The sequence below is a fragment of the Mycoplasma sp. CSL7503-lung genome, from assembly GCF_025515455.1.
Taxonomy (GTDB): domain Bacteria; phylum Bacillota_I; class Bacilli_A; order Mycoplasmatales; family Metamycoplasmataceae; genus Mycoplasmopsis.
The window spans coordinates 1-25107 of record NZ_JAOPHP010000017.1; the positions used below are offsets into that span (position 1 = coordinate 1).

General features: G+C 24.2%; 20 protein-coding genes. 6 read left to right on the forward strand and 14 right to left on the reverse strand.

What is annotated here, in order from left to right; all coding sequences use genetic code 4:
* Nucleotides 1–151: 151 nt before the first annotated feature.
* Nucleotides 152–709 (reverse strand): hypothetical protein, encoded by a 558-nt coding sequence (locus N9R85_RS02790; protein ID WP_262858498.1) that lies wholly within the window; start codon nucleotides 707–709, stop codon nucleotides 152–154.
* 132 nt (nucleotides 710–841) lie between these two features.
* Between N9R85_RS02790 and N9R85_RS02795 the strand changes: the two genes are divergently transcribed.
* Both N9R85_RS02795 and N9R85_RS02800 read left to right on the forward strand, forming a co-directional pair.
* The gene (locus tag N9R85_RS02795) at nucleotides 842–3199 is read left to right on the forward strand and encodes a DUF2779 domain-containing protein (protein ID WP_262858499.1); all 2358 of its coding nucleotides are present in this window, start codon (nucleotides 842–844) and stop codon (nucleotides 3197–3199) included.
* Nucleotides 3200–3266: 67 nt separating this feature from the next.
* The gene (locus tag N9R85_RS02800; RefSeq protein ID WP_205852048.1) at nucleotides 3267–4565 is read left to right on the forward strand and encodes a glucose-6-phosphate isomerase; all 1299 of its coding nucleotides are present in this window, start codon (nucleotides 3267–3269) and stop codon (nucleotides 4563–4565) included.
* 43 nt (nucleotides 4566–4608) lie between these two features.
* On the opposite strand, the gene N9R85_RS02805 is transcribed toward N9R85_RS02800, so the two are convergent.
* The 13 genes from N9R85_RS02805 to N9R85_RS02865 all read right to left on the reverse strand — a co-directional run bounded on the left by N9R85_RS02805 (nucleotide 4609) and on the right by N9R85_RS02865 (nucleotide 20514).
* Nucleotides 4609–5853, reverse strand: coding sequence for a hemolysin family protein (locus N9R85_RS02805; RefSeq protein ID WP_262858500.1), 1245 nt, complete (start codon nucleotides 5851–5853; stop codon nucleotides 4609–4611).
* 68 nt (nucleotides 5854–5921) lie between these two features.
* Nucleotides 5922–7379: a DnaB-like helicase C-terminal domain-containing protein gene (locus N9R85_RS02810; protein WP_262858501.1), complete on the reverse strand. Its 1458-nt coding sequence runs from the start codon at nucleotides 7377–7379 to the stop codon at nucleotides 5922–5924.
* Nucleotides 7366–7824, reverse strand: a complete 459-nt coding sequence (rplI, locus tag N9R85_RS02815; RefSeq protein WP_262858502.1) for a 50S ribosomal protein L9 — start codon at nucleotides 7822–7824, stop codon at nucleotides 7366–7368. The genes N9R85_RS02810 and rplI overlap by 14 nt, the downstream gene beginning before the upstream one ends.
* Nucleotides 7825–7826: 2 nt before the next feature.
* Nucleotides 7827–9815 (reverse strand): DHH family phosphoesterase, encoded by a 1989-nt coding sequence (locus tag N9R85_RS02820; RefSeq protein ID WP_262858514.1) that lies wholly within the window; start codon nucleotides 9813–9815, stop codon nucleotides 7827–7829.
* Between the two features lie 104 nt (nucleotides 9816–9919).
* Entirely contained in the window at nucleotides 9920–10969 is a 1050-nt protein-coding gene (locus N9R85_RS02825; protein ID WP_262858503.1) for a ZIP family metal transporter, read from the reverse strand.
* Between the two features lie 5 nt (nucleotides 10970–10974).
* Entirely contained in the window at nucleotides 10975–11697 is a 723-nt protein-coding gene (locus N9R85_RS02830; RefSeq protein ID WP_262858504.1) for a YebC/PmpR family DNA-binding transcriptional regulator, read from the reverse strand.
* Between the two features lie 12 nt (nucleotides 11698–11709).
* A complete protein-coding gene (gene nadE / locus N9R85_RS02835; protein WP_262858505.1) occupies nucleotides 11710–12501 on the reverse strand; it encodes an NAD(+) synthase in 792 nt (263 codons plus the stop codon).
* Nucleotides 12502–13290 carry a Nif3-like dinuclear metal center hexameric protein gene (locus tag N9R85_RS02840; protein WP_262858506.1) on the reverse strand — a complete coding sequence of 263 codons (789 nt, stop codon included), beginning with the start codon at nucleotides 13288–13290 and terminating at the stop codon, nucleotides 12502–12504. It lies immediately after the preceding gene.
* Nucleotide 13291: 1 nt separating this feature from the next.
* Nucleotides 13292–14788: an RNA polymerase sigma factor gene (locus N9R85_RS02845; RefSeq protein ID WP_262858507.1), complete on the reverse strand. Its 1497-nt coding sequence runs from the start codon at nucleotides 14786–14788 to the stop codon at nucleotides 13292–13294.
* A gap of 1 nt (nucleotide 14789) precedes the next feature.
* Nucleotides 14790–16799 carry a DNA primase gene (gene dnaG, locus N9R85_RS02850; RefSeq protein WP_262858508.1) on the reverse strand — a complete coding sequence of 670 codons (2010 nt, stop codon included), beginning with the start codon at nucleotides 16797–16799 and terminating at the stop codon, nucleotides 14790–14792.
* Nucleotides 16800–16819: 20 nt separating this feature from the next.
* Nucleotides 16820–18178 (reverse strand): glycine--tRNA ligase, encoded by a 1359-nt coding sequence (locus N9R85_RS02855; protein WP_396888754.1) that lies wholly within the window; start codon nucleotides 18176–18178, stop codon nucleotides 16820–16822.
* Nucleotides 18179–18312: 134 nt separating this feature from the next.
* Nucleotides 18313–19755, reverse strand: a complete 1443-nt coding sequence (locus N9R85_RS02860) for an MAG3090 family protein (RefSeq protein ID WP_262858509.1) — start codon at nucleotides 19753–19755, stop codon at nucleotides 18313–18315.
* A gap of 174 nt (nucleotides 19756–19929) precedes the next feature.
* Nucleotides 19930–20514, reverse strand: coding sequence for a thymidine kinase (locus N9R85_RS02865; protein ID WP_262858510.1), 585 nt, complete (start codon nucleotides 20512–20514; stop codon nucleotides 19930–19932).
* A gap of 143 nt (nucleotides 20515–20657) precedes the next feature.
* Here N9R85_RS02865 and N9R85_RS02870 point away from each other — a divergent pair, with 143 nt between their 5' ends.
* The 4 genes from N9R85_RS02870 (at nucleotide 20658) to N9R85_RS02885 (ending at nucleotide 24948) form a co-directional block, all read left to right on the forward strand.
* Nucleotides 20658–21329 carry a deoxynucleoside kinase gene (locus N9R85_RS02870; RefSeq protein ID WP_262858511.1) on the forward strand — a complete coding sequence of 224 codons (672 nt, stop codon included), beginning with the start codon at nucleotides 20658–20660 and terminating at the stop codon, nucleotides 21327–21329.
* A complete protein-coding gene (locus tag N9R85_RS02875) occupies nucleotides 21305–21991 on the forward strand; it encodes a deoxynucleoside kinase (RefSeq protein WP_396888755.1) in 687 nt (228 codons plus the stop codon). The genes N9R85_RS02870 and N9R85_RS02875 overlap by 25 nt, the downstream gene beginning before the upstream one ends.
* A gap of 86 nt (nucleotides 21992–22077) precedes the next feature.
* Entirely contained in the window at nucleotides 22078–22665 is a 588-nt protein-coding gene (locus N9R85_RS02880) for a hypothetical protein (protein WP_262858512.1), read from the forward strand.
* Between the two features lie 189 nt (nucleotides 22666–22854).
* On the forward strand, nucleotides 22855–24948 hold the full coding sequence (locus N9R85_RS02885; protein ID WP_262858513.1) for a hypothetical protein: 2094 nt from the start codon (nucleotides 22855–22857) through the stop codon (nucleotides 24946–24948).
* Nucleotides 24949–25107: the final 159 nt, after the last annotated feature.

The following is a 25107-nucleotide window of genomic DNA, read 5'->3' on the forward strand; positions in this document are numbered from 1 at the left end:
CTTTTGATATTGAAAACAAAGTAATAATATTGATTTTTTAAGTAAAATTTTAGATTTTTTTAGATCGTTAAGATATAATAAAAATACCAAGCACGAAAGTGTTGCACTTGATATTTCATTTTAGGATGCCTATTCAAATAGGCATTTAAAATTATAAATTTATAATTAATTTATATTGATTATCTGATACAGTTACATCTTTAGAACCACCATTATGTTTGGTGTATTTAAATGTTATTATAATCTTATTTCCGTTTTTAACATATTCTATTTTTGGTGCACTTTTCTTTACACCTCTACTTTCAAAAGTAGGATTTTCGGCATTGGATAAATTATATTTACCGTTAATTGTTAATTCGTTAGCATCGAAAACATTTGTGTAACTATTTTCTTTTCAGTTAGGTCTATCTGTCCCTGTAGGTGCAGATAATAACGCTTTAGCTTTATAATCATAAAATAAAACTGAATTAGAATTAATAGCATTAACTAAATCTTGCGCTACAGAACTTGCGTATTCCTTTTCGAAATTTTGATTAAATATTTTTTCGACTTCAAAATCTATTTCATTAGCTTCATTTTTTGATGCTTTATTTTTAGTTTGTTCCTCTTTAATCATCTCTTGTTTATTAGAACAAGAAATTACGGTAGCAAAAGTTGAAAATCCAACAATAGAACTAAAAACTTTTAAAAATATTTTTGTATTTTTCATTTAAACCTCTTTTTCTTCATTACAATTATTTATAAAAATATTATAACAAGCTAAAAAATAAATTATTATTTTTTATAGAATATAAATAAATCATATAATAATTAATATATTAGTTTTTTAATAAGGAGAATAATGAAAATTATAAATATATCTTGAAACATTTTTAAAAAAACATTTGGATTAAATCCGGCCCTAATTTGAGAAAGAAAGGATTTAGTCAATCATATAAATAATATTTTTGATAAATCCAATTCAGTAGAAAATTTTATTGAATTTGACGATGAAATTGAAGAAGAGGGAATTTTATTTGACTACTCAAATTTTGAGTATGAAGATAATGTATTTCATGATTTTGGAGCTGTATCAAAAGGTAATTTTGTGAATCAAAATGATTATATAAAGGTATTTAAAGACAATTATGATAGATATAATAACGATGCAATTAATTATTATTTAAAAAAATATAATTTAAAAAAACCTAAGTACATAAGTACAAAAAATAGTATTGAAGTGAAAATAAATGAAACATTAAATGCTATTGCAGATCCCGAAATTGACGTTATAATTAACGGAACTATTGGATATTCATTAATAGAAGGAGAAAATAATTTCTTATTCAATTTACCTTTTTTAATTTTTGATAAGAAAAACGATAAATTAGTTCTTTTAAGTTATACTAAAGCTAAATATGAACTATATTATAAGTTCTTTTTTGCAAATAATTTATTTATCAAAAATAATCTTATCATAAGAGATATGTCCACCATTTTAATAAACCCATACACAAAATTAAATGGAAAAATTACAAAAAATAAAATTGAATTTTACGAATCTTTTGCTGCGTCACCTAATAAATCAATATCTAAGCCAACAGGAAAAAACCTTACAGATATGTTGAAAGAATTTTCGGAGGCTATAACAAAATCTGGTGATAACTTACTGTTCATAAATAACAAATATGATAAAAATAATTCAGTGTATAGTTTTTTAAAAGCATCTAAAAATATGATATTTCCAGAAAATAATATTTCTTTGAATTTTAATGATTTACTTCTTTTTAATTATTCAAAGAAAGATATAACTAGTTACAGAGAAGGACAAATTGTTATACCGTTTAAAAATGAAAAAAAATCAAATAATGATTCTGATTATGCGTTCACAATTTTTAACTATGATTTTTATGAAAAAATAATTACTAAATCCTATTTTGATTTTAAAAATATTAATCTAGATGCAATAGTACATTTTTTACAATTTAATAATAAAAATGATAAGAAAAACTTAGTAGAAAATTGACTTAACGGTAATTTAAATACATTTAACCATGAGATTAATAATATTTATTTTGATGATATGTTAGGAATAGATAAAGAAGAAAAATATGCAATATTCAAATTCTTAACAAAAGATAAATTTGAAAGAATTTCTTTCAAATACTATAAAAATATTTCGAAAAATAATATCAAAAGCATAATAGATGAGAATAAAAAATTCAATGAAACTGATAACTTTTTTACAATAGCTGCATTAAATAAAATTAAAAAATTACATAAAAAAGATGCCAAAATTTGTTGATATGATTATGAAGGTTTTGCAGAACTTTATCCACCTTTAAATAACATAGGACCTTACAATCAAATTGTCAATCAAGTATCCATAATAATAACAAAAAACGGTAATGAGATAGATAAAAAGAATATTGTTTGCGATACCAAAAATTTAAAACTTATCGATTTAGTAAAAATGATAGATCAAATACATAGCGATGATTATGATTATTACGTAGTTTATAATAAAAGTTATGAAAACACTAGAAATAGGGAGATTAAAAAACTTGTTGAAAAAGCTTTCAAGGATAATGATGTTGATTTTATCAATGAATTTAATAAAATCTACAAAGAAAAAAGCGAATTTGATAACAAGATAAATAAAATAAATAACAATACAATTGACTTACTAGATTGCTTTGGACATTCAAAATTAAATAGTTATGAAATTAAGGATTATTTTACATTCTTAGAAAACGGAAATGACATTGAAATTAGTGATGATAAAAACGTTAATCTTGAGAAAAATAATAAGATTTTAGAAAAAACAAGAATACATATAAAATTTTTAAATTACTTTTATTCAATAAAAGGAATTGAAAAATATATTAATAAAATGAATTTTGACCTTAGATCTAAAATAACACCTTATTCTGAACTAGTAATCCAAAAAGGAACTATGGCAATGGAAGTCGCTATTTTAAGACATGTTAACGGAATAAGTGATAATGTATGGGAACAAAATGTAGTTCCGGAATTGAAAAGATATTGTGAAAACGATGTTCGAGCAATGATTATGGTATATGATTTTATAATGTTTTTATTTAGAAAAAAATTTCCAGAAATAGAAGAATATGAGTATAAATTAGAAGACGTTGAAAACGAACAAAAAAATTACACATATTCTTCTGGTAAGATAACTTACAATATCAAGAACGATTAAAAAACAATATTATTTTTTGTGAAATTATAATATAATTTTAATAATTTAAATTATTAAAGGAGAATTAATGAAATATTTAAAAATCAATTTAGAAAAAACATCTCAACATTTAGATAAAAAAATGATTGATTCACTACAAGATAATGTCACTAAAATTCATAATGATGTTTTAAATAAAAACGTTGCTGAAAAAGATTGACTTGGATGATATGATCTACCCGAAAATTATAATAAAGAAGAATTTTCAAAAATGGAACAAAAAGCTAACGAATGACACAAAAATGGAGTTGAAGTTGTTGTTGTAATCGGTATTGGTGGTTCTTATTTAGGTGCAAAATCTGGTTATGATTTTATTTATGGTCCTTACTCAATGAAAAAACCAAAAATGGAATTATTATTTGCTGGAAATGACATTTCAGCTGAAACATTAGTAGCAAAATTGAATTATGTAAAAAATAAAAAATTTGCAATTAATGTTATTTCCAAATCAGGAACAACACTTGAACCTTCAATAGCTTTTAGGGAATTTAGAAAAATTTTAGAAGAAAAAGAAGGAGAAAATTCTAAAGATTTAATTGTTGCAACAACGGATAAATCAAAAGGTGTTTTATTCGAATTAGCAAGTGAAAAAGGATACACAAAATTTATAGTACCCGATGATATCGGTGGTAGATTTTCAGTTTTAACTGCTGTCGGTTTATTCCCATTTTTATGTGCTGGAATTGATGCTAAAAAAATATTAGATGGAGCAAACGAAACAAACAAAGAGTTAAGTTCGCATAAAATTAGTGAAAATGAAGCTTATCAATATGCCGTCGCTAGATTTTTATTACATACAAAAAATAACTTTACTATTGAAATGATGGTTTCATACGAACCAAAAATGCAATATTTTATGGAATGATGAAAACAATTATACGGAGAGTCAGAAGGTAAAGACGGAAAAGGAATATGACCTACAAGTTCTATTTTCTCCACAGACCTACACTCTTTAGGTCAAATGATTCAAGATGGTAATAAAATATTATTTGAAACAGTTTTAACACTTAAAAATCCACAAGATAATATAGAATTCACTACAGACGAAGTAGATTATGATAAGCTAGGATATTTAGATAAAAACAACTTGCATTCTATTAACAATACAGCTTTTGAAGCTACTTCACAAGCTCATTATGAAGTTGGTAAAATACCAGTTATTCATATGTTATTTAATAAATTTGATGAATCTACTTTAGGTGCTCTTTTCATCTTCTTTGAAAGATCATTAACAATGAGTGCATACTTGCTTGGAGTAAATCCATTTAATCAACCTGGTGTCGAAGTTTATAAAAAGAATATGTTTAGCATGCTAGGTAAAAAATAAATAAAAAAAATAGACTTTTAACTTATGTTAAAATGTCTATTTTTTATAATTTTGTCACTTCAACAGTCGATATTTTTTTCTTTTCTTTGCTAATTTCAATGATTTTAAATGCTACTTTATCATTTAAAACATATCTAGCATTTTTGTAAAGTCTCGTTTTAGAAGTTTTTAATAGTATAAAATCTCTTAAAGTTAAATCGTGTTCACTATCTTCTAGTAATGAAGAATCTATTTCAAGTTGTTTGAATAAATCTCACATTATCACATCACTTTGTACTCTAGATTTTTCTAATGAAATTTCATAAATTTGTTCATCATCATCATATTCGTCATATATTTCTCCGACAATTTCTTCAACAATATCTTCGATGGTTATAATTCCTAAAACATCTGTGCTACTATTATTCTCAACTACAAAAGCCATTTGTGCTTGTGCGCTTCTCATTTTTTCTAAAGCACTTGATAATATCGAATTTGACGAAATTTGTGGAACTTGTTTAACATATTTTAATAGTTGACCTTTTTTAAGTAAAAAAATATCTTTTAATAATACAATTCCTATCATTTTTTTATCTTTTTCAATAGGTATTCTTGAATAATTTGTTTCTGCAAAAACCTTAAGAGCATCAGCTATACTAGTTTTATAATTTAAATATGTCACATCTTTCATTCTAATATAATGAGAAGATACTTTTGTGGAATCTAAATCAAGTGCGTTTTGTGCTAGCAAACTTTCTCCTGTTTGCAATACCCCTTCGTTTTGAGCAATATTAATTATATTTTTTAAATCTTCTTCTGAATGCGTAACATAAACTTTTTTAGATAATTTACTAATTGGTCATGTTAAAACTCAAAAAAATCAATAATTAACATCAATTCATCAACTTCACATTTTTAAAAACTTTTTAGGGTTAGTTTTTGCTAATAATTTTGGAGTAATTTCTCCAAAAATAACTAAAAGTGGAGTTACTAATGCGGTTGAAATTACAGTTGTTAAAAATGAAGCGTTTGTATAGTTTTCAAACACCTTTCCTAATAATAATGCAGTCATAGTTGCGGATAAAACATTGACTATATTGTTTGCGATTAATATTGTTGTCAAAATTCTATTATATCTATTGCTATGCTTTTCTATTATTTTAGAAAATTTTTCTTTATTTTCAACCATTTCATATATTTTAGCTTTAGTTAAGGTAGAGTAAGCAGTTTCACAACCACTATATACTCCACTTAAAAAAAATAAAGCAAGTAGTATTGGTATAAAAATGTAATAATAATAACTATCCATGAGTAATACCTACTTTAATATTACTTTTAAATCATCAATAATAAGAATCCATTATTCCGCTTCTCCTTTTAATAATTATCTTCTTGGTTTTCTTGAAACAATACAATGTTTCCTTCGAAATATATATTAGAAATACCAGGTTGTCCATTTCTATTTTTGGCAATAGTTAAATCTATTTTTATAGGGTTATTTCTATCTTCAATATTTGTTGTTTTTTCTTGTAAAAATTTACTTGATCTATTTAAAAATATAACAATATCAGCATCTTGTTCAATTGAACCAGATTCTCTTAAATCATGTAATTGTGGCCTTTTATCTTCTCGTTGTTCAACAGTTCTTGAAAGTTGCGACAACGCTAAAATTGGTATTTCTAATTCTAAAGCGAGCGTTTTTAATGTTCTTGATATTATAGAAACTTCATTTTGTCTATTTCCATTAGATAAATTTCCGCCGCTCAAAAGTTGTAAATAATCAACAACAACAAAATCTAATTTAGTTGGTAACTCTTTTGATAAATATTTAATTTTTCAAATAATATCTGATATTTTGCTCGAAGGTGAGTCATCAAAATATAATCTATCTAAAGCGTTATTATTAAATGATTCTTTTAACAAATCAATTTCTTGTGGTGTCAATTGTTTTGGGTCTGATATTTTACGCATTGGCGTTCTAGAATTTGCTGAATAATATCTTATTACCAATTCGTTTACAGGCATTTCTAATGAGATGAAAGCGCAATTACGTTTAGGGTTTTTTAAAATATTACTTACAATATTTAATGCCAAAGCCGTTTTTCCAACACCAGGACGAGCTGCTAATACAATTAATTGACCCCCTTTAAAACCATTTGTAAATTTATCAATTCCATGATATCCTGTAAAAATTCTATCATCATTATAGGAACCATCACTTTCCATCATTTTTTGCATTTGTTCTTCATAATTTTTCGTAGCTTCCGATAGAGAAATAAAACTGCTATTATCTACGGTGTCAACTTTATTATTAATGATAAATTTTTCAAAATCTTCAACACAATCTTGAAACTTAATATCAGTTTTATTTTTCATAGAATTTACAGTGTCATTATAAAAAACTTCCAATAGTCTTAACTTATGTAAATCTATTAATTTTTGGATATAATTTAAGAAATTATTTTCATTAACTATAAATGTTGATAAATCATTAAGTAATCCCTGATCCACCAAAGGAAACCTTTTAGCTAATTCGTCGTTAGATGCTAAGAAATTACTTAAATCTGTAAAAGAATAAGATACTATGGAACCTTCATTTGAATCTCTTTTTAATTTTATAAATTCAAAAACTTGTCTATTATCCGCATAAAAGAAAACATCCGCATTTAAATATTCTATACCCATTGTTTGCTTATCTTCAACTGATATCATAACTGCTAAAACGCTTCTTTCGATGTTATAATCATGAAAAAGTGTATTTGTCAAAAACTTTGAAGATAATTTTTCAAAATTAGAATATTTTAAGATCTTATTAAATTTATTATTTGTGTACATTTATTTTTATTTCTATTCTAATTTTTGCAACTATATCTTTATATAATATAGCTTCAACATCATGTTTTCCTTCAGAAATTAAATGAATTTTTTGAAAAGCGTGTTTAGGAACATTAAAACCAAGTTTTGAAACTTCTTTTTCAACATCTTTAGTAGAAATAGATCCATGAACATTTAAATTTTTATTTCCATCAATATTTGCACTTAATTCAAATTTTAAAACTAAATTTTCTAATTTGTTTTTTAAATCGTGAGCCTCTTGTCTTGTTTGATACTCATCTGAAACCAATTTATTTAATTTTCTTTGTAATTCGGCATAATTTTTCTCATTATATGGAACACCGATCTTATTTCTAACTAAATAGTTAGTACCATAACCTGGAGAAACATCAATAATTGTATTAGCTTTTCCATCTTTTGAATCTTTAATTAAAATTATTTTCATTTTTATCCTTCCTTATTTCCGTTTTGAGAAATTGCGTGTTTAATATTATCAATAAATACTTCTAATTGCTCATCACTTTCAGCAGCAGCAACACTAAAGTGACCACCTCCACCAACAGCCTCACAAATTATTTGAACATTTGCATTTATCCCACGTGCACTAAGTTTATATTTTTTAGTACCTTTTAATCTTGCTACAACAAAAGAAGCAACACGACCTTTAATTTTTAAAACTTCATTTGCAGCTATAGAAATAACATCATTAGTTACTTCGATATCAGAATAAGCTAAATAAAACCCTTCTTTTATTTCGGTTATGTTTGATAACATTGATTCTATTAATTTTTCGGTTTTTTCATCTATTTTTAATAAGTCCCTACTAATAACAGGGTTAGCACCCTTTAAACCCAATCAAGCTGCAGCTTCAAAGGCTCTCGGAGTTGCTGATTTTGAAAAGTTATTTGTATCTAAATATATACCATTCAATAACATTTGTGCACCGTTAGTATCTAAAATATTTTTGTATGATAAAAACATTAATATTTCAGTTACTATTTCGGAAGCACTCGAAGAACTTGTGTCAATAAAAACATTGGTTTTTAAAGCATAATCAACTTGTTTTGCAACTCTATGATGATCGAAAATAAAAATATTTTCACGTTTGGTATTCACCAATAAATTAGGATTATCCGTTCTTAAAGGATCAGAATTATCAACCAAAACAATTAATGTATCTACAGAACTATATTCCAAGGATTGTTTTCTATTTATTAATATTTGACTTTTATTAAACCAAGGATTTGATTCTAATCAATTTTCTACCGTGCTATCGTACGTTTCACTACATATATATGATTTTTTTCCAAACTTTTTAGCAATTAAATGTATAGCATATGCGGAACCCAAGGCATCTAAATCTGCTAATCTATGTCCATAGATAATAACATTTTTTATTTTTGTATCTTCTAATTTTTTCGAAAAATAGCTAGAAACTTCTCTAATTTTTGTTCTATTATTGTCCGGAAGTATTTCGTTATTAGAACCATAATATTTATGTGGCATAAAATTAGAAAATATTGCCACTTGATCACCCCCACGTGATTGAGCTTGAACTAGAGCTTTTTTTGCCTGTTCTAATTTTTCATTTAATGAATTTCAACCGTGAGCGACACCAATACTTAATGATAGTTTATTTATATTAATTTCTTCTCTAGAAATATCTTCTTGTATATTCATAAATGGATCAAAATTATTTTCAATTAATTCTTTTAAAGTTAATTCATTTGTAAAAATAAGAAATTTACCATTAGTATATTGTCTATAAATAATATTATATTTTTTAACGCATTCATTTATTATATTGATTACTATAGAATTAATTTTAAATAATTGTTCTTCTGAAAGAATTGATTGATACAAACTATAATTATCAATTTCTAATTCTGCAATAACTGGCTTTTGCTCTCAAATTTCATTTTTATAAATTGATTCAGTAGTTATATCTCTTATTACTACAACATTATTTAGAGGCCAAAATTGAACTTCATAATCATTATTATCATTACTAATATTAAAATTATTGGCCTCAAAATTTAAATCTTTATATTTTGGGTTTATTTCTTTAAAAAAATCAAAAATATTTTTACCAATAAAATCTTTTTTGAATTTTGTTCTTATGTACTTTGTTGTATATAAAATTTTTTTCTCAACATCATAAATAATTAAACCGATAGAATTAGAATCCATTATATCTTCAACAAATCCATTGAATGATTTCTTAATAATTTCTCTACTTTGAGCAAAATACAAAATAGTTTGATTTATCGTGTATGATGTTAATATCAATCAGATAACAACTGATAATTCAATTATTAATCAATGTGTATGTATGTTTATATTCTTGACATAGATTATAGAAATAGAAATTATCAATATTAAAATTAAAATAATAGATAAAAATGCAAATGCAAGATATTTTTTTCTAGTATTCATCAATTCCTTTCCGAAACTTTAATATTTAATTAAATTATACATTATTTAAATTCTTATTTATATTTAAATAACAAAAAGGACGAATTATCTATCGTCCTATTTAATTAATGACTATGTGAATGGAATGATAAAACAAAAATTGCAAACAATATTCCGATAAACATCATTAATATAACAAAAAAATATTTCCTTTTATTGAGAATTCAATGGTAGAATTCAGGTAAAAACTCTACTAGAGAAGTAAAAATAAATATAGTACCAATTGTTGAGTAAATTAAAGAATTTATGTATTTTTCATTTCCAATATTAACGAAAATACCAATAATCATAAAAGGTAAAAAAAGTGATAATCCTAAAAACGAAATCATTAGTGATTTTACAGGAGAAAATCCTGATTCGCGTAATCTAACGTAAAAAATTAACTCTTCAGGTATTAAATGCAATATTAAAGAAAAAAGATAAGCTGCAGTTAAGGTTGTAACACCTCCATCTGATAATTGCATTTCTGCATAATATCCCGAAAGTATATTTTGGGATAAACTATACCCAATTAATAAACCTTCTGGTATTCTATGTGTTAGTAGAAGTAATAAAGCAATCATTTTTAACTTTTTCTCTACTTTTTCAACAAAAATTGTATCTTCAGCTAAATTTATTCTATCATCTTTATTCGACATAAATTCTTCGTGAGAATGATGGTGTATTTCTCCGTCAGAATTATTATGTTCATGTATAAAAACACTTAATTTTTTAGACTTCATTAATTTTTGGTTAAGTTTATATGATATAACAAATTTAATCACTATTGCAATTATAAGCCCTAAAAGTGATCCTCCTCCAACTAAAAATATATTATATAAATACGTTTTATTAGTTGAAAAATTATTGTTAAACGCATATAACGAAGATTGCTCTATTGATTCACGTAAAAAACCAAAAGTTGCAAGTATGATAAAGAAACCTGTTGAAAAAGCATATAAATAAACTTTTATATTGCTATTTAAAAGTTTCTTCGCAAAAGGTAAAGTTACGGATAAAATGGTTGGTATAGAAAGTAATATTAGTAAAAAAATTAAAACTAATATTACTTTAGAAGCTCCCTCATTTTGAATACCGTTATTAATTCCTTTATAAATTTCGTAAATTCAATTCATTAAATTTACTCCTGAATATTATGATAAACTTCTTGAACGTCATCATCTTCTTTTAATTTATCAATAAATTCAAATAATTTTTCTTTCTTTTCATCATCATATTCAACATACATATTTGGTATGTATGTAACTTCGCATTGAATAAATTCATCAATTTTTAATTCTTCCTCTAATTTAGATTTAACTTCAGTAAAATTGTCTGGTTCTGTTAAGATAACAAAAGTATCATCGTTTGTTTCGATATTTTCAGCCCCGGCTTCTAATGCTACCATCATTAAATCGTCCTCTGAAACTAATGTTTTAGATATTTCAATTATTCCCTTTTTATCAAAAGCATAAGGAACCTGACCTGTTTTACCAAGCGTAGCATTTTGTTTATTGAAATATGATTGTACATTAGATTTTGCTCTATTAACATTATCTGTTAGAGCTAAAACCATGAATGTAGCTCCACCACTAATTGTTGCATTAAATAATAATTCAATGAATGATTCTGAATCTTTTGATCCTTTAGCTTTCGCTATAGCTCTCTCAATGTTGTCTTTTGGCATATTTTTTGATTTAGCTTTTGAGATAGCCAATTTAAGTGCTGGGTTAGTATCTGGATCTGGTCCCAACATTGCTGCTACATATATTTCTTTAGATAATTTTTGAAAAATTTTTCCTCTAGCTGCATCTTGTGCACCTTTTCTATGTGCTATATTTGCCGAATGTGAATGTCCTGCCATATTAATCTCCTTTTATTTTATATTATTTGGCTTATAAGCACCATCTCTTTTGTGTTTAGAAATCTTATGCTTATGTTTGATTTTTTCTATTGATTCATCTTTAATATATGAATTAATTTTATCTTTATCATTTAAATGATTTATATAGTAATCAAGTTCTAAATAACTAAAACCTAATTCATCTTCATCATTTTGTCCTTCTCAAAGTCCTGCTGATGGCTTCTTGTTCAAAATACTTTCTGGAACCCCCAAAATTTTAGCCATAAAATTAACCTCACCTTTGGTTAATCTAGAAATTGGTAACAAGTCAGCTCCACCATCCCCATATTTTGTGAAATAACCTATATAAACTTCATCCGCATTATCAGTTCCAAGAACTAATGAATTATTTTCTTGAGCTAAAGCGTATAAAGTTGTCATTCTTAATCTAGGCTTAATGTTTGCTATAGCTAATTTGTTAGAAATATTTAATTGTTTTAATTGTGCTTCAAAAACACTACTTAAATCAACTTTAATAAATTCTTGACCAAATGTTTTTTCTAACTCACTAATATGTTTTAAGTCATAATCACTCATTGATGATATTGGCATAACAACACCAATTGTAGTGTTTGGAGCAACTAATTTAGCTAAAGAATAAGTTAATGCAGAGTCAATTCCGCCACTAATACCAACTATAAAACCAGTCGCATTCGCTTTTTTTAATTTATTTTTTAAAAACTTTTTTAAAACTTCAATATATTCTAAAGTTTTTTCTTCAGAATATATCGGAACATTATTATTGTATGATGTTATTTTGCTCATTTATTTCTCCTCTAGAACATTCTTATAAGGTAATTCCATCTTATATATGTGTAAATTATTAATTTTATTAAATTTAGTCCTTACAATTTCGTGCAAATGATAAGCAAAAACTTCTTCGTCTAAATGAGGTATTTCCAATATATTAACATTAGTGTTTTTATATGTTATTCAATCGCTTCACTTAAGATCGCTTGTTATAAATAAATCAATTTTTTCTTTCATTTCTATTATTTGACCTATATAACCGCTACCGCTTAAAAAAGCAATATTAGTAAATACTTTATCATAATTTTTTTTATCTATATTTGTTCTAAATGAATGTAATCCTAATTTTTGCTTTAATAAAAGAATAATTTCTTTTAAAGAAGTTTTTTTATTTATTATAGCACTATACTTTGGAGAAGTATAATCAAAATATTCTTCTAAACCAATATATTTAACTATTTGATACGAAGTACCAAGAGGTGAACAATCATAATTAGTATGCATAGAATAAGAAGTTATTTGATGTTCTCTTAATTTAGAAATAATTTCCTTTTTATAAGGTGCTTTTAAAAATTCTGTTTTTTTGTCTTTTTCAAATAAGAAAGGATGGTGAGTTAAAATTAAATTACATTTTTTTTCAATTGCAAATTTTAAAACATCATTTGTTAAATCGATTGCAAATAAAATACCTGTTATTTTTTTATGTTGTTGAGTTTTAACCGAATATCCTGAAGGGTCTCAAATCTCTTTGTTTGATAAAGGATATATTTTTTCAAGTTCATTGATTATTTCTTTTAATTTCATATTATGCGTGATAATCTTTTAAATTTTTACCAAATTTAGGATTATTTCTAAGTTTTCTTAATATTTTATTTTCAATTTGTCTAATTCTTTCTTTAGAAACATTATTTCTAGAAACTGCTAATTCTTCTAAAGAATGTACTCTATAACGATTACCGTCTTTGTCATAACCAACACCATAACGTTTACAAATTAATTCTTTCTCATCTTCTTCTAGCGTTTCGTCTATCATTTTTAAAATCAAATCAGATAACTCTTCGTGAGCTGAAAAATCAACTGGCCCAATTGTATTTTCGTCTTTAATAAAATCACTAAATGAAGAATCATTTTCTTTACCAACTTGCTTATCAAGAGAAATAGGGTCTATATTAATTTTTTTGATATAAGCTACTTTATCAGCTGTAAAATCATTATTTCCAGCAATTTTATTAATTTCATCTGCTATTTCTTTATCAGAAGGCTCATAACCCAAATTATGTTGAAGTTCACGTTCTATTTTAGAAACTTTATTAATTGTCTCGACCATATGAACAGGAACTCTAATAGTTCTTGCTTGATCTGCTACCGCACGTGTGATTGCTTGCCTAATTCATCATGTTGCATATGTAGAAAATTTAAAACCTTTTGAAACATCGAATTTTTGAACAGCTTTCATTATACCTTGATTTCCTTCGGAAATTAAATCTATAAAAGAAAGTCCTCTGTTTTTGTATTTTTTAGCATTATTAATAACTAAACGTAAATTACGTAATACTAATTTATCTCTAGCTCTTTTTCCTCTGAATCCACCTTTTTCTATTTGGCGACAAATCTCAGCTTCTTCTTCATCAGTTAAAAGATTACCATATTTACCAATTCAACGCATATATCACTTAACAATATCATTTGTTTCTGTTAATTTATTAGCTAAATTGCTTGTTTTTTTATTTTCTGTTTCCAATAATATAGATTGATTAGGATCGAAATTCAAATCTAAATCAAAATCTTCGTCATCTGATGAGGAGTATAAATCATCATCTTCTTGCTCTTCTTCTGATTCTTCATCTTCTTCAGAGTCTAAATCTTCATTATCATCGTTAGAATAATCGTATTCTGTCTTTTCATCATCAGAAGAATCTAGATCTTCGTCATCTTCAAACAAATCAGGGTCTAATTCATCATTATCTGAATCAAAATCAAGATCATTTTCTTCTGATTCTTCATTAAATTCTAAACCTTTTTTATCTTTCTTTTTAAGTGTTTTTTTAGTATTATTTTCTAATTCTTTTGACCATGTATTATCAATTAGTTCATCATCACCTTGATCAACTTTATTACTAATGATTTTATGCTCCATAAGAACTTCAAAAAATTCGGTAATACCGTCATACTCGTCATCTTGTGATATGCTTAATTTTCTTTTATCTAAGATATCAAAAACTTCTTCTTGAGTGAAAAAAGTTTTATTTTTTCTCTTTAACTCTTGTTTTAAAATGTCAATTACTAAATCATAATTATTCATTTTATTCTCCTTTAGGTTTTTTCTTATTTATAGTTGTTTTTACGTTTCTCGAATTGTAAGCTCTTATTAAATCGATTTGAGAGATATCGATATTAGCCATATTATTTTTATTTTTTAATATAAATTCATTAGTAAATGCTCTTATCAACGGGTCTAAACTTATTTCTCACTCTTCACCGTTTAAATTTAATTCATTTTTTATTCTTTTTGAATAATCATCAAAAAAAGAATTAATAGAAATTTGGTCTATATTAGAATTTTTATTTTCCAAATAAATTAATTGTGAAAAAATATTTTTTAAATCGTTTAAAACTTCTTCTTTTTTAATGCTAATAATATTCTTTAGGTTATTGCTTATTTCAAAATCGTCTTCTAGACTATCCAAAAAATCTTCAGAATTGTCGCTTTGCTTGTGCATTTGTTGTATTTTAGTATATATATTTCTATATAATTCATGTTTTAAAAAGAAAAATCTATTATCTGATTGATCGATCTTGTCATTAATATACTTATTTTCTAACATATATATCAAAAATTTAATTTGTATATTATTATTAATAGTTTTGCTTAAAAGATTTATTGAATTGTTATTGATATATGTATTGTTAAAATTATTGTTGTAATAATTTTTAGAATCTAAATTTTGTTCATTAAATTCAATAGGTTCATAATTAGGTATTAAATCGTTTTCATCTAAAGTAATTGTGTTTTCATAATGAATATTATCTTTTGGCTCATGTTCAATATTATTTTTTTTAACTTCTATTTTATAATCGTATGATTTATTAAAATTATTAATTATGTAATTCGAAAATTTTTCGGGTAAATATTCTAAAAATTCTATAATGTCATTTTCAAAATTTTGCAAGCTACTAAAATCTCTATTATCAATTAGCCTATTTTTATGAATAAAATGTTCATAAATAAAATCTAAAGAATTTTTAGTATTATCTAAAAGTTCTGTAATTTTATTTTTTCCATATTGTTTAAAAATTTCATCCGGATCTTTATTATAAGTATTTACAATAATATCTATATCATGAACTCCGTGCTTATATAAAGAAAGTATTGATTTTAATGATGCATTTATTCCTGCTTGATCGTTATCTAAAAATAACTTAATTTTATAATTTTTAATATTAGATATATGTGATTCACTAAGTGCCGTTCCCATTAACGCTACCACATTTTTGATATCAGATTTATAGAGAGCAATTACATCAAAAAAACCTTCAACAATAATAATTTCTTTTTTTGCTTTTATAAATTCTTTTGCATTGTGAAAATTATATAAAATTTTAGATTTTTTAAATAATTTAGTTTCTGGCGAATTAATATATTTACTTTTTATATTAGGATCTAAAGTTCTACCACTAAACCCAACTACTTTACCATTATTATCACGTATAGCAAACGTTACTCTATTTTTAAAAAAATTATATAAATCACTATTTAAAAGTCCGGCATCTATCATTTCTTTTTCTGAATAATTTAGTTTATTAGTTAAATAATCAACTAAATCCGATTCTCTTGAATAACCTAAATCAAAAGTGTTTAATATATCAAAATTATTCACTTGTCTATCGTTCAAAAATTTTTGAGCACTTTCAAATTTTAATAATTGTGTTTTTAAAAACGTGTTTGCAGCATCTAATAGTTCAAGTAAATTTAATTCTTCATTTGAAAAAGTTGATAAAGGATTAAATTTATAGTTAGAAAAATCATAATTATATCCAATCATTTCCGCCAAAAACTCTAATGCTTCAACGAAGTTTTTACCGGTTTTTTTCATAACAAAAGTTAGTGAATTTCCGCTTTCTCCACATGAAAAACACTTATAAATATTTTTTTGTGGCGAAACGCTAAAACTCGGATTACTATCAGAATGAAAAGGACAAAGTGCAGAATAATTATTACCTTTTCGCTTAAGAGTAAGAAAATTAGATACAACATTTACAATATTTGAGTTTGAAATTATTTCATTAACAATCTCAGTTGGAATTGTTGCCATTTAATTAAACTCCTTTTATTTTATAAATATTTAACAATATCCTCAATAGAAATTCTGATTTGATCCATTGTATCTCTATTTCTTAATGTAATTGTGTTATCTTCTAATGTTTGATAATCTATAGTTGCACATCAATATGTACCTATTGCGTCTTGACGTCTATATCTTTTACCAATAGAACCAGCGTCATCATAGGTTACACTAATGCCTTTTTCTAGTAATTTTTCGTAAAGTTCAACCGCAGGTTGAGAAATTTTTTTCATCAAAGGTAAAATAGCTAATTTAAATGGTGAAATTTCAATAGGAAATTTTAGCACAACTCTTTCATCGTTTTCTAATGCTTCAACATTATAAGCGTCTGAAATTACAGCTAACATTAAACGATCTAGCCCTATACTTGGTTCGATTACATATGGTATTATTTTTTTATTTGTTTGTGGATCTAAATAATCTAATGATTCACCTGTAGCTCTAGAGTGAGACTTTAAATCAAAATCGGTTCTATTTGCCACACCTAGCAATTCACCTCACCCAAAAGGAAATTGAAATTCAATATCACTTGTTGCTGTTGAATAATGCGAAAGTTCTGAATCATCATGTTTTCTCAATCTAATACTTTCTTCTCTAATTCCTATTTTTTTAACAAAATTTCATGCCTTTTTTATGTAATAATCGAATCATTTATCAGCTTCATCGGGATGTGTAAAAAATTCAAGTTCCATTTGTTCAAACTCTCTAGTCCTAAAAATAAAATTCCCGGGTGTAACTTCGTTTCTAAAACTTTTTCCAATTTGTCCAATACCAAAAGGTAATTTAGATCTTGAAGTTCTCAAAACATTTTTAAAGTTAACAAAAATACCTTGAGCTGTCTCAGGTCTTAAATAAACAACAGATTTTTCACCTTCAACCACACCTTGATGAGTTTGAAACATCAAATTAAATTTTCTTATTTCTGATCAGTCTGTTTTTGAACCTTCATATTCATTTAAATTTTTTATTAAAAAATCTCTCATTTCATCATTAGACATTTTTTCTGGTATTATATTTTCATCAATTTCTTGAATTAATTTATCCGCTCGATATCTTTTTTGATTGACTTTATTTTCAATAAGTGGGTCACTAAAATTACCAACGTGACCGCTAGTAACTCAAACATTTGGATTCATTAAAATTTTTGAATCAATCAAGTGATTATTAGACTCTTTAGTAATAAATTCTAACTTTCAAGCACGTGCAATATTATCTTTTAATAAAGAACCTAACGGACCATAATCTCATGTATTTGATAATCCTCCATATATTTCACTACCTTGGAAAACAAAACCAAAATTTTTGAGATGATTTACTATTTCTAACATTTTTTCTCTTTTTATAGCCATAATATTTATTATACCAAATTTTTAAAAATGCTTTTTTGTAAATTTGGTATAATTCTCAGTTTTTTAAATTATATTATACTAATTAAAAAATATAAAAACAACAGGATAACCCATTGTTTTTATATTATATTTAATTATGCTAATGTAGGTACATATCCTAATCAAAGCATGAAAACTAATGTTATTAAAACTCCGAATGCTAATGAAATTAATAATACTGATCAGAACAAGAATGAATCGCTTTCATTTACATAAACTTCTTTTGTTTTTACAATAGTCTCTTCTTTTATACTATTTGAATAATCAGTAAATACTAATAAATGATCTTTATTTGAAGCTCTTTGAGCAACAAAAGCGTATGAGTAATTCATTTCTTCAACAAAAGCTACATATTTTCTATTGTAAATAACATAAGAAACTTCTTGTGATAATCTAAGATTTTCACCACCTTCTAATTGTACGTATGCAAAATTTTCAGGTGTATGTTCAATTTCTTCTTTTGCAAATATTTTTGTTGATAATATATTAGTAGAATTTACTAAAGACTCTGTAATTAATTTTAATAATTTTGTCTTTTTAACATCTTCGCTGTAATATTCTTTTAATTCTTTAGCAACTGATAATGAATAAGATAATTCATTTTTAATATCAGTTAAATCTTGAACTGATGTCGTTTTCTCTTCGACTACTTTATCAGAAATTTTTTCTAATTTATCGGCAAAAACTGCTAATGACTCTAATTGTTCTTCTTTTGAAAGGTCTTTAATATAGTGATATTTAATTAAATCATTATCATTTGTATAAACTTCTTTTATAACTTCAACCGGAACTTCTTTGATTACTTCAACTTCTTTTATTACTTCAACTGGTACTTCTTTGATTACTTCGATTTCTTTTACAATTTCAACTGGTACTTCTTTGATTACTTCTCTAACTTCAACTTCTTTTTGAATTTCAGTATTATCATAAGATTCTGCTCTTGCTTTTAATATTTCAATTTCTCTTTGTAAAGCAGCTTTATCTGAATTTGTGTCATTTAATTTTGCAAGTAATATAGAAACTTCATGTGAATCTACATTTTTGTTTTGTAATAAAAGTTGTAATTCTTCAATTTGTTTTTGTAACTTTTCAATTTGAACATCTTTAGGGTTTTTCTTTCTTTCAATAACAAAATCGTCATCAACAGGGAAGTAAGTTTCGTGATCACGTAAAACTTTAAAATCAACAATTTCTCTTAAATATTTTCCAGCTTCTTCATAATTTCTTAAACCAGTTTTTTGATCAACATTAAATTCTTTAAGAATATCAGATTCATCAACGTTACCATCGTATCTTTCAGTGTTAACTTCGAATTCAAAAACTCCATCTTCGTTTTTTTCAGAAATGAAAAGTCCACCAAAAACTTTTTTATCAGTTTGGAAATAAGTAGCACAATCATAACCTAATTCTAAGAATCAATTCATAGCATCTTTACGTGTTTTAAATAACGCTAAAGCAGATTTAACTTTTGGGTGTTTTAAAGCTCAAGGATAATTTTTATCATTACTTGGCTTGTATAAACATAATAAACGTTTCATATTTTTTCCTCTTTTAATAAATTTTAATTATATTTTTAATCTTGATTGGGATATTTTTATGAGATTATTCTTAATAAATAATCTTGTAATTATTATACATTTTTTGTAACTTAAAATAAATGAAAAATTAAAAATAAATATTACTGTTGTATATTTATGGATAAAATGCACTTTTTATTTTTTAAAATGTGTATTATTTTTTTGTTTTTCGCCGATAATATGGCATTTTCTGCATCTAGGTTCATATTCAGAATCCCCTAACAGGTTTAATTCACTGCTAATTTCCTTACGGAAAGAAAAAGCTGCATCTGATTTACATACCAAGCAAACGGCTTTTAATTTAGTTACATAATCCGCGATAGCTAGTAAGTGAGGAGTTACACCGAATGGTCTTCGCATAAAATCCATATCTAATCCACTTATTATTACTCTAACTCCTTTTAAAACTAAAAAATCTATCACTTCATAAATTCCATCATCAACAAAATTTATTTCATCAATAGCAACCGATTTAACGCTAGAATCTCAATGATCTAGTATTTCCTTAGCTTTTTCAATTACGATAGCATTTGTTTTTGCTCCGGTTCTGCTAACAACCATTGTTTCGCTAAATCTATTATCAAAATGAGGTTTAAAAACTAAAGTTTTTATTCCTGCAATTTCTAAAATTTTTAATCTTTTTAATAATTCAGCACTTTTTCCAGAAAACATTGGTCCAGTGATGATTTCTAGTGTTCCTTCAGGTTTTTTTAAAAACATATTTACTCCTAAAACAATAATTATAATGTTCTATTATTTTAAAACTATTTAAATAAATAAAAAGAAATAAAAAAATTTTTTCAAAAATTCATATTATTTTTTTGTTATACTAATATTTCAATAAAAATATTCGGAGGTACTTAATGGTTATTGGAATTAGCGGAATGATAAGTAGTGGAAAAAGCACTTTAACAAAAAAATTAACAAAATATTACGAAAATTCATTATTACTTGAAGAATTCGAAGAAAATGACGAGGTTTTTAATCAATTCTTAGAGTGATTATATTCAAAAAGAGAGAATTTAACAATGGGTTTTCAAGCATATGTGATTGAAAACCATACAACAAAATTAAATGAAATAATAGATAAATTTTATCAACTAAATTATTCAATGAATAAAAATCATATATTTTTAGATAGATTTAGTATAGAACATTACATATTCGCGTCGGTCATACTTTCAAAAAAAGGTGATAACTATTTAAAAGGATATGATGCTATGTTTAATAACTTAATAAAAAAAAGAGAAACACCAGATTTGGCAATTTATTTAGATTTAGACTATCAGACTTTTGAGAAAAGATTATTTAAAAGAGGTAGAGAAGTAGAAATAAACCACTATTCTGAAAATTTAGAATACTTCAAAAACCTTTTTTCACTTTACAAAGATACTTTTGAAAAACAGGCTAAAAAATATAATTTAAATTATGTGATAATAGATACCAAAAACTTAACTGAAGAAGAGGTTTTTGAAAAAACAATTGAAATAATTGAAAAACATAAAAACGAATGAATTCAAGAAAGAAAGAAATAATGGTTATATCTATAAGCGGGATGATAGGTAGTGGAAAAAGTACTCTATCCAAACTTTTAAATAAAAAATATGAAAACTCACTTTTATTAGAGGAGTTTAGTGAAAATGATGAAATTTTTAACAAATATTTAGAATGAATATATTCACAAAAACCAAATATTGATTTATCTTTTCAAGCATACATCACTGAATCTTTAGAAAATTCATTTAATATTGCTAATAAAAAATTTTTAAGCAAAAATTCACACAAGAATACACATATATTTTTAGATAGATTTAATATTGAACATATAATTTTTGCAATCGTTACACTTTCTAAGAAAGAACCTAGATACCTAAAAGCTTTTTTAGAAATGTCTGAACATTTAATAAATTTAGATAATAATCCAGATCTAGCAATTTTTCTTGATATTAATTTTGAAAATGTTAAAGATAGAATTTTCAAAAGAGGCAGAAAAGTTGAAATAGATAATTTTAATGAAAATTTTGAATATTTTTTTGAATTACATTCTATTTATAAAAAAGAATTTATTAATCTAACCACAAAATATAAAATACCATATGTAATAATAGATACTAATGAATTGAGCGAAAATGAAGTTTTTGATAAATCTATTAAAATAATCGAAAATTTTGATTTTACTCAATCAAAAAGAAATTAATATTATATTAGAAGTAAAAACATTAATACCGTTTTTACTTTTTTTGTTCATTTTCTTGAAAAAAACAATTATTAATCAGGAGGAAAATGAAGAAAAAATATAAATACTTAATTTTAAGTAGCATTGTAGTCGGGAGTTTAATAACAGCAACAATTCCTATTAGTTGAACTAATAAAAAGCAAATAAAATTTAATTCAAATAACAATTCAAAAACAACATTAAAAAAAGATAAATTCAATATTGAAATAAAAAAATTAGAAAATAAAGCGATAGATATCGAAAAGATAAACTCAAAAATTGAATCACTAAAAAATGAGAATAATATAAACTACGAAGAATTAGAGAAAAACGAACAAAAAGAAGTAGAAAGTGATCAAAAAATAAAAAATACTTTAAAAGTAGAATTAAATAATAACAAATTATTAAATTCATTTAAAAATATAGAAAATCTAATAAAAAATAAAATTTATTTAAATAATGATATTTATAAAATAAGTATAAATTACATAGATATAAATGAAGTTGAAAATAAAAACATAATTAATGAAATTAATCAAGAATTAAAAGGACTACTCAAAATTTTTAACTTAGACTTAATACATAGTATAAACCAATTAAGCGATATAGAAATTACAAATAAAGAATTATACATTGAAACTTATAGATCAATCTAAGAACTTAACAATTCTTTTTTAGACAAAATAGAAAATAACTATTTTGATAACGAAATAAGTAACTATAAATTATATATAGATGATTATTACTACAACTCATTTATTCTCAAAAATACTATTGAATCCAAGTTTGAACTAGATAAAAAATTACATAATATAAATTTAGATATTCTGCGTCATAAGAAATATTTGATTGAAGATAAAACAAAAACAAACGATTCTTTGATAAACCTTTTAAATCAAGAAATAGAAATGATAAAACGATTTTATTCTAGTTTCGAAAAAGAAATTAATACCATTAAAATTAAGACAAAAAACATGAATGAAATTGACCTTGCAATTCTGAATATATATAACGATACATCAATAAAAGTTTTTAATCAAAATTTAGAACTTAACCTCAATTTGTTTGAATATATAATTCCCAAGATAGTAAACAAATCAAATATCCATACATATGAAGAAAGTCTTAAAAAAATCAAAGATAAAAAAAGAATTACCAATGATTTTTACAATAGAAAAGATAAAAACAATCTAGAAAAATATATCTTTATAAATAATGAAACGATTAATAACTTAATTGATGTAATTCAAGTTATTTTAGATATCACAAGTACAATTGATAAAAACTATAATTTAGCAAGAGATAATATAAATGAAATAATAAATAATAATACTATTTTAGAAAATCAAATTATTGATTTAAATTCAGAATTAATCGAAAATAAAAATAAAATAAAATTATTAAATTCTAAAATAGAAGAAAATGAATTAATTGTCTCTAGAAATACAAAAGAAATTCTTTTGAACAGAAATAACAAAAACATTATTCTCATAGAAAATAATAAACTTTGAAAAAGTCAAAACGAAGAGAATTTATTGGAAATTAATAAAATAAATGAAAATATAAATAATATAGAATACAAAATAGAGCAGATTGTTTTAGAAATTAATAAAAATATTCAATTTATAAAGACAATTTCCGACAAAATAAGTAAATTAGAATTAAATACAAGCTTATTAATGAACGCACATAAAGAAAATATAGTTTTATATAATAGAATTTTAGAAACAATAGAATTATTATCTTCCGATAATGAAAATAAAAGTAAAATAATAAAGAAATTAAATGATCAAATTTTAATAATTGAAAATCAAAATCACGAATATAATAAATTAATTGAAGAATTAAAAAAATCAAGCCGGGATACCGAAAAGCAACTTAATGATCAAGAAAGAGTAATAAATAATTTAAATAATGAATTAAATTCTAAAAACGAAATTATTAAATCAAAAGAAATAGAAATAGAAGATTTTAACATAAAAATAGCTAACAATAAAAGAGAAATATTAAATCTTCAAAATGTAATTAGAGATAACAATAATGAAATTAATTCTTTAAATCAAAGGATTCAAGAAATTAATTCAGAATTAGAAGAAGCAAAAGAAGAAAATAATAATAAACAAGAAAAAATAGCACAATTAAATTCTAATATTAACGAATTAAATACTAAAGTTGAAAATTTAACTAAAAATAATCAAGAAAAACAAAAGAAGATCGATTCTTTAACAATTGATAATAATAATTTGAATAATGAATTATCATTAGTAATTGACGAAAATAATACATTAAAATTAGAGCTAGAAAAATCAAAAGAAGATATAAGTAATTTACTAAAATTAGTTAACGAAAAAGAGTTAGAATTGCAAGAAAAAAATAAAAAATATGATGAATTAGTAGAAATTATCGCTCAAAAAGATAAAGAAATTGAAAGATATAAAATCTTAATTAAGAATTATAATTCTGATTTAGAAAACAAAGAAAATATCATAATGCAATTAACAGAAGATAATTTAAGAAATAATCAAAATATACAAAATTTACAAGAGCAAAAAAGAAAAATTAGCGAAGAGTTAAACTCTAAAAAAGAAGAATTGAAGAATTTAAAAAGAGAAACAGAAGAATTAAATCAAAAAATAAGGCAAAACGAAATAGTTATAACCGAGCAAGAAGATAGAATTGAAAAATTAAACGAAATAATTAATCAATCTAAGATCGGACTTCAAAACTCTTTAAAAATACTTACAGATATGGTCAAGAACATAAAAGAATTAAAATGATTAGACACAACAATTAATTATCCTGGATATGGAATATCTATGTCATTTGAGATTGCTGACGCTAAAAAAAGTAGACTTTTAATAAAAAATAATTTAGAAGATATTGAAAATGTTATCGATTCTTATGAAGAATTAATAATATCTATAATTAACAAAATGTAAGTTTAATAAAAAAAGTAAAGAATAAACTTTACTAAGTTAGGTGAATAAAATTTGACACAAAACTCATATTAATTTTTTATTGATATGAGTTTTTTTCATTTTAATTTATTAAATTATATATTATATTAACACCGAAAATAATATAACTCAAATTATATT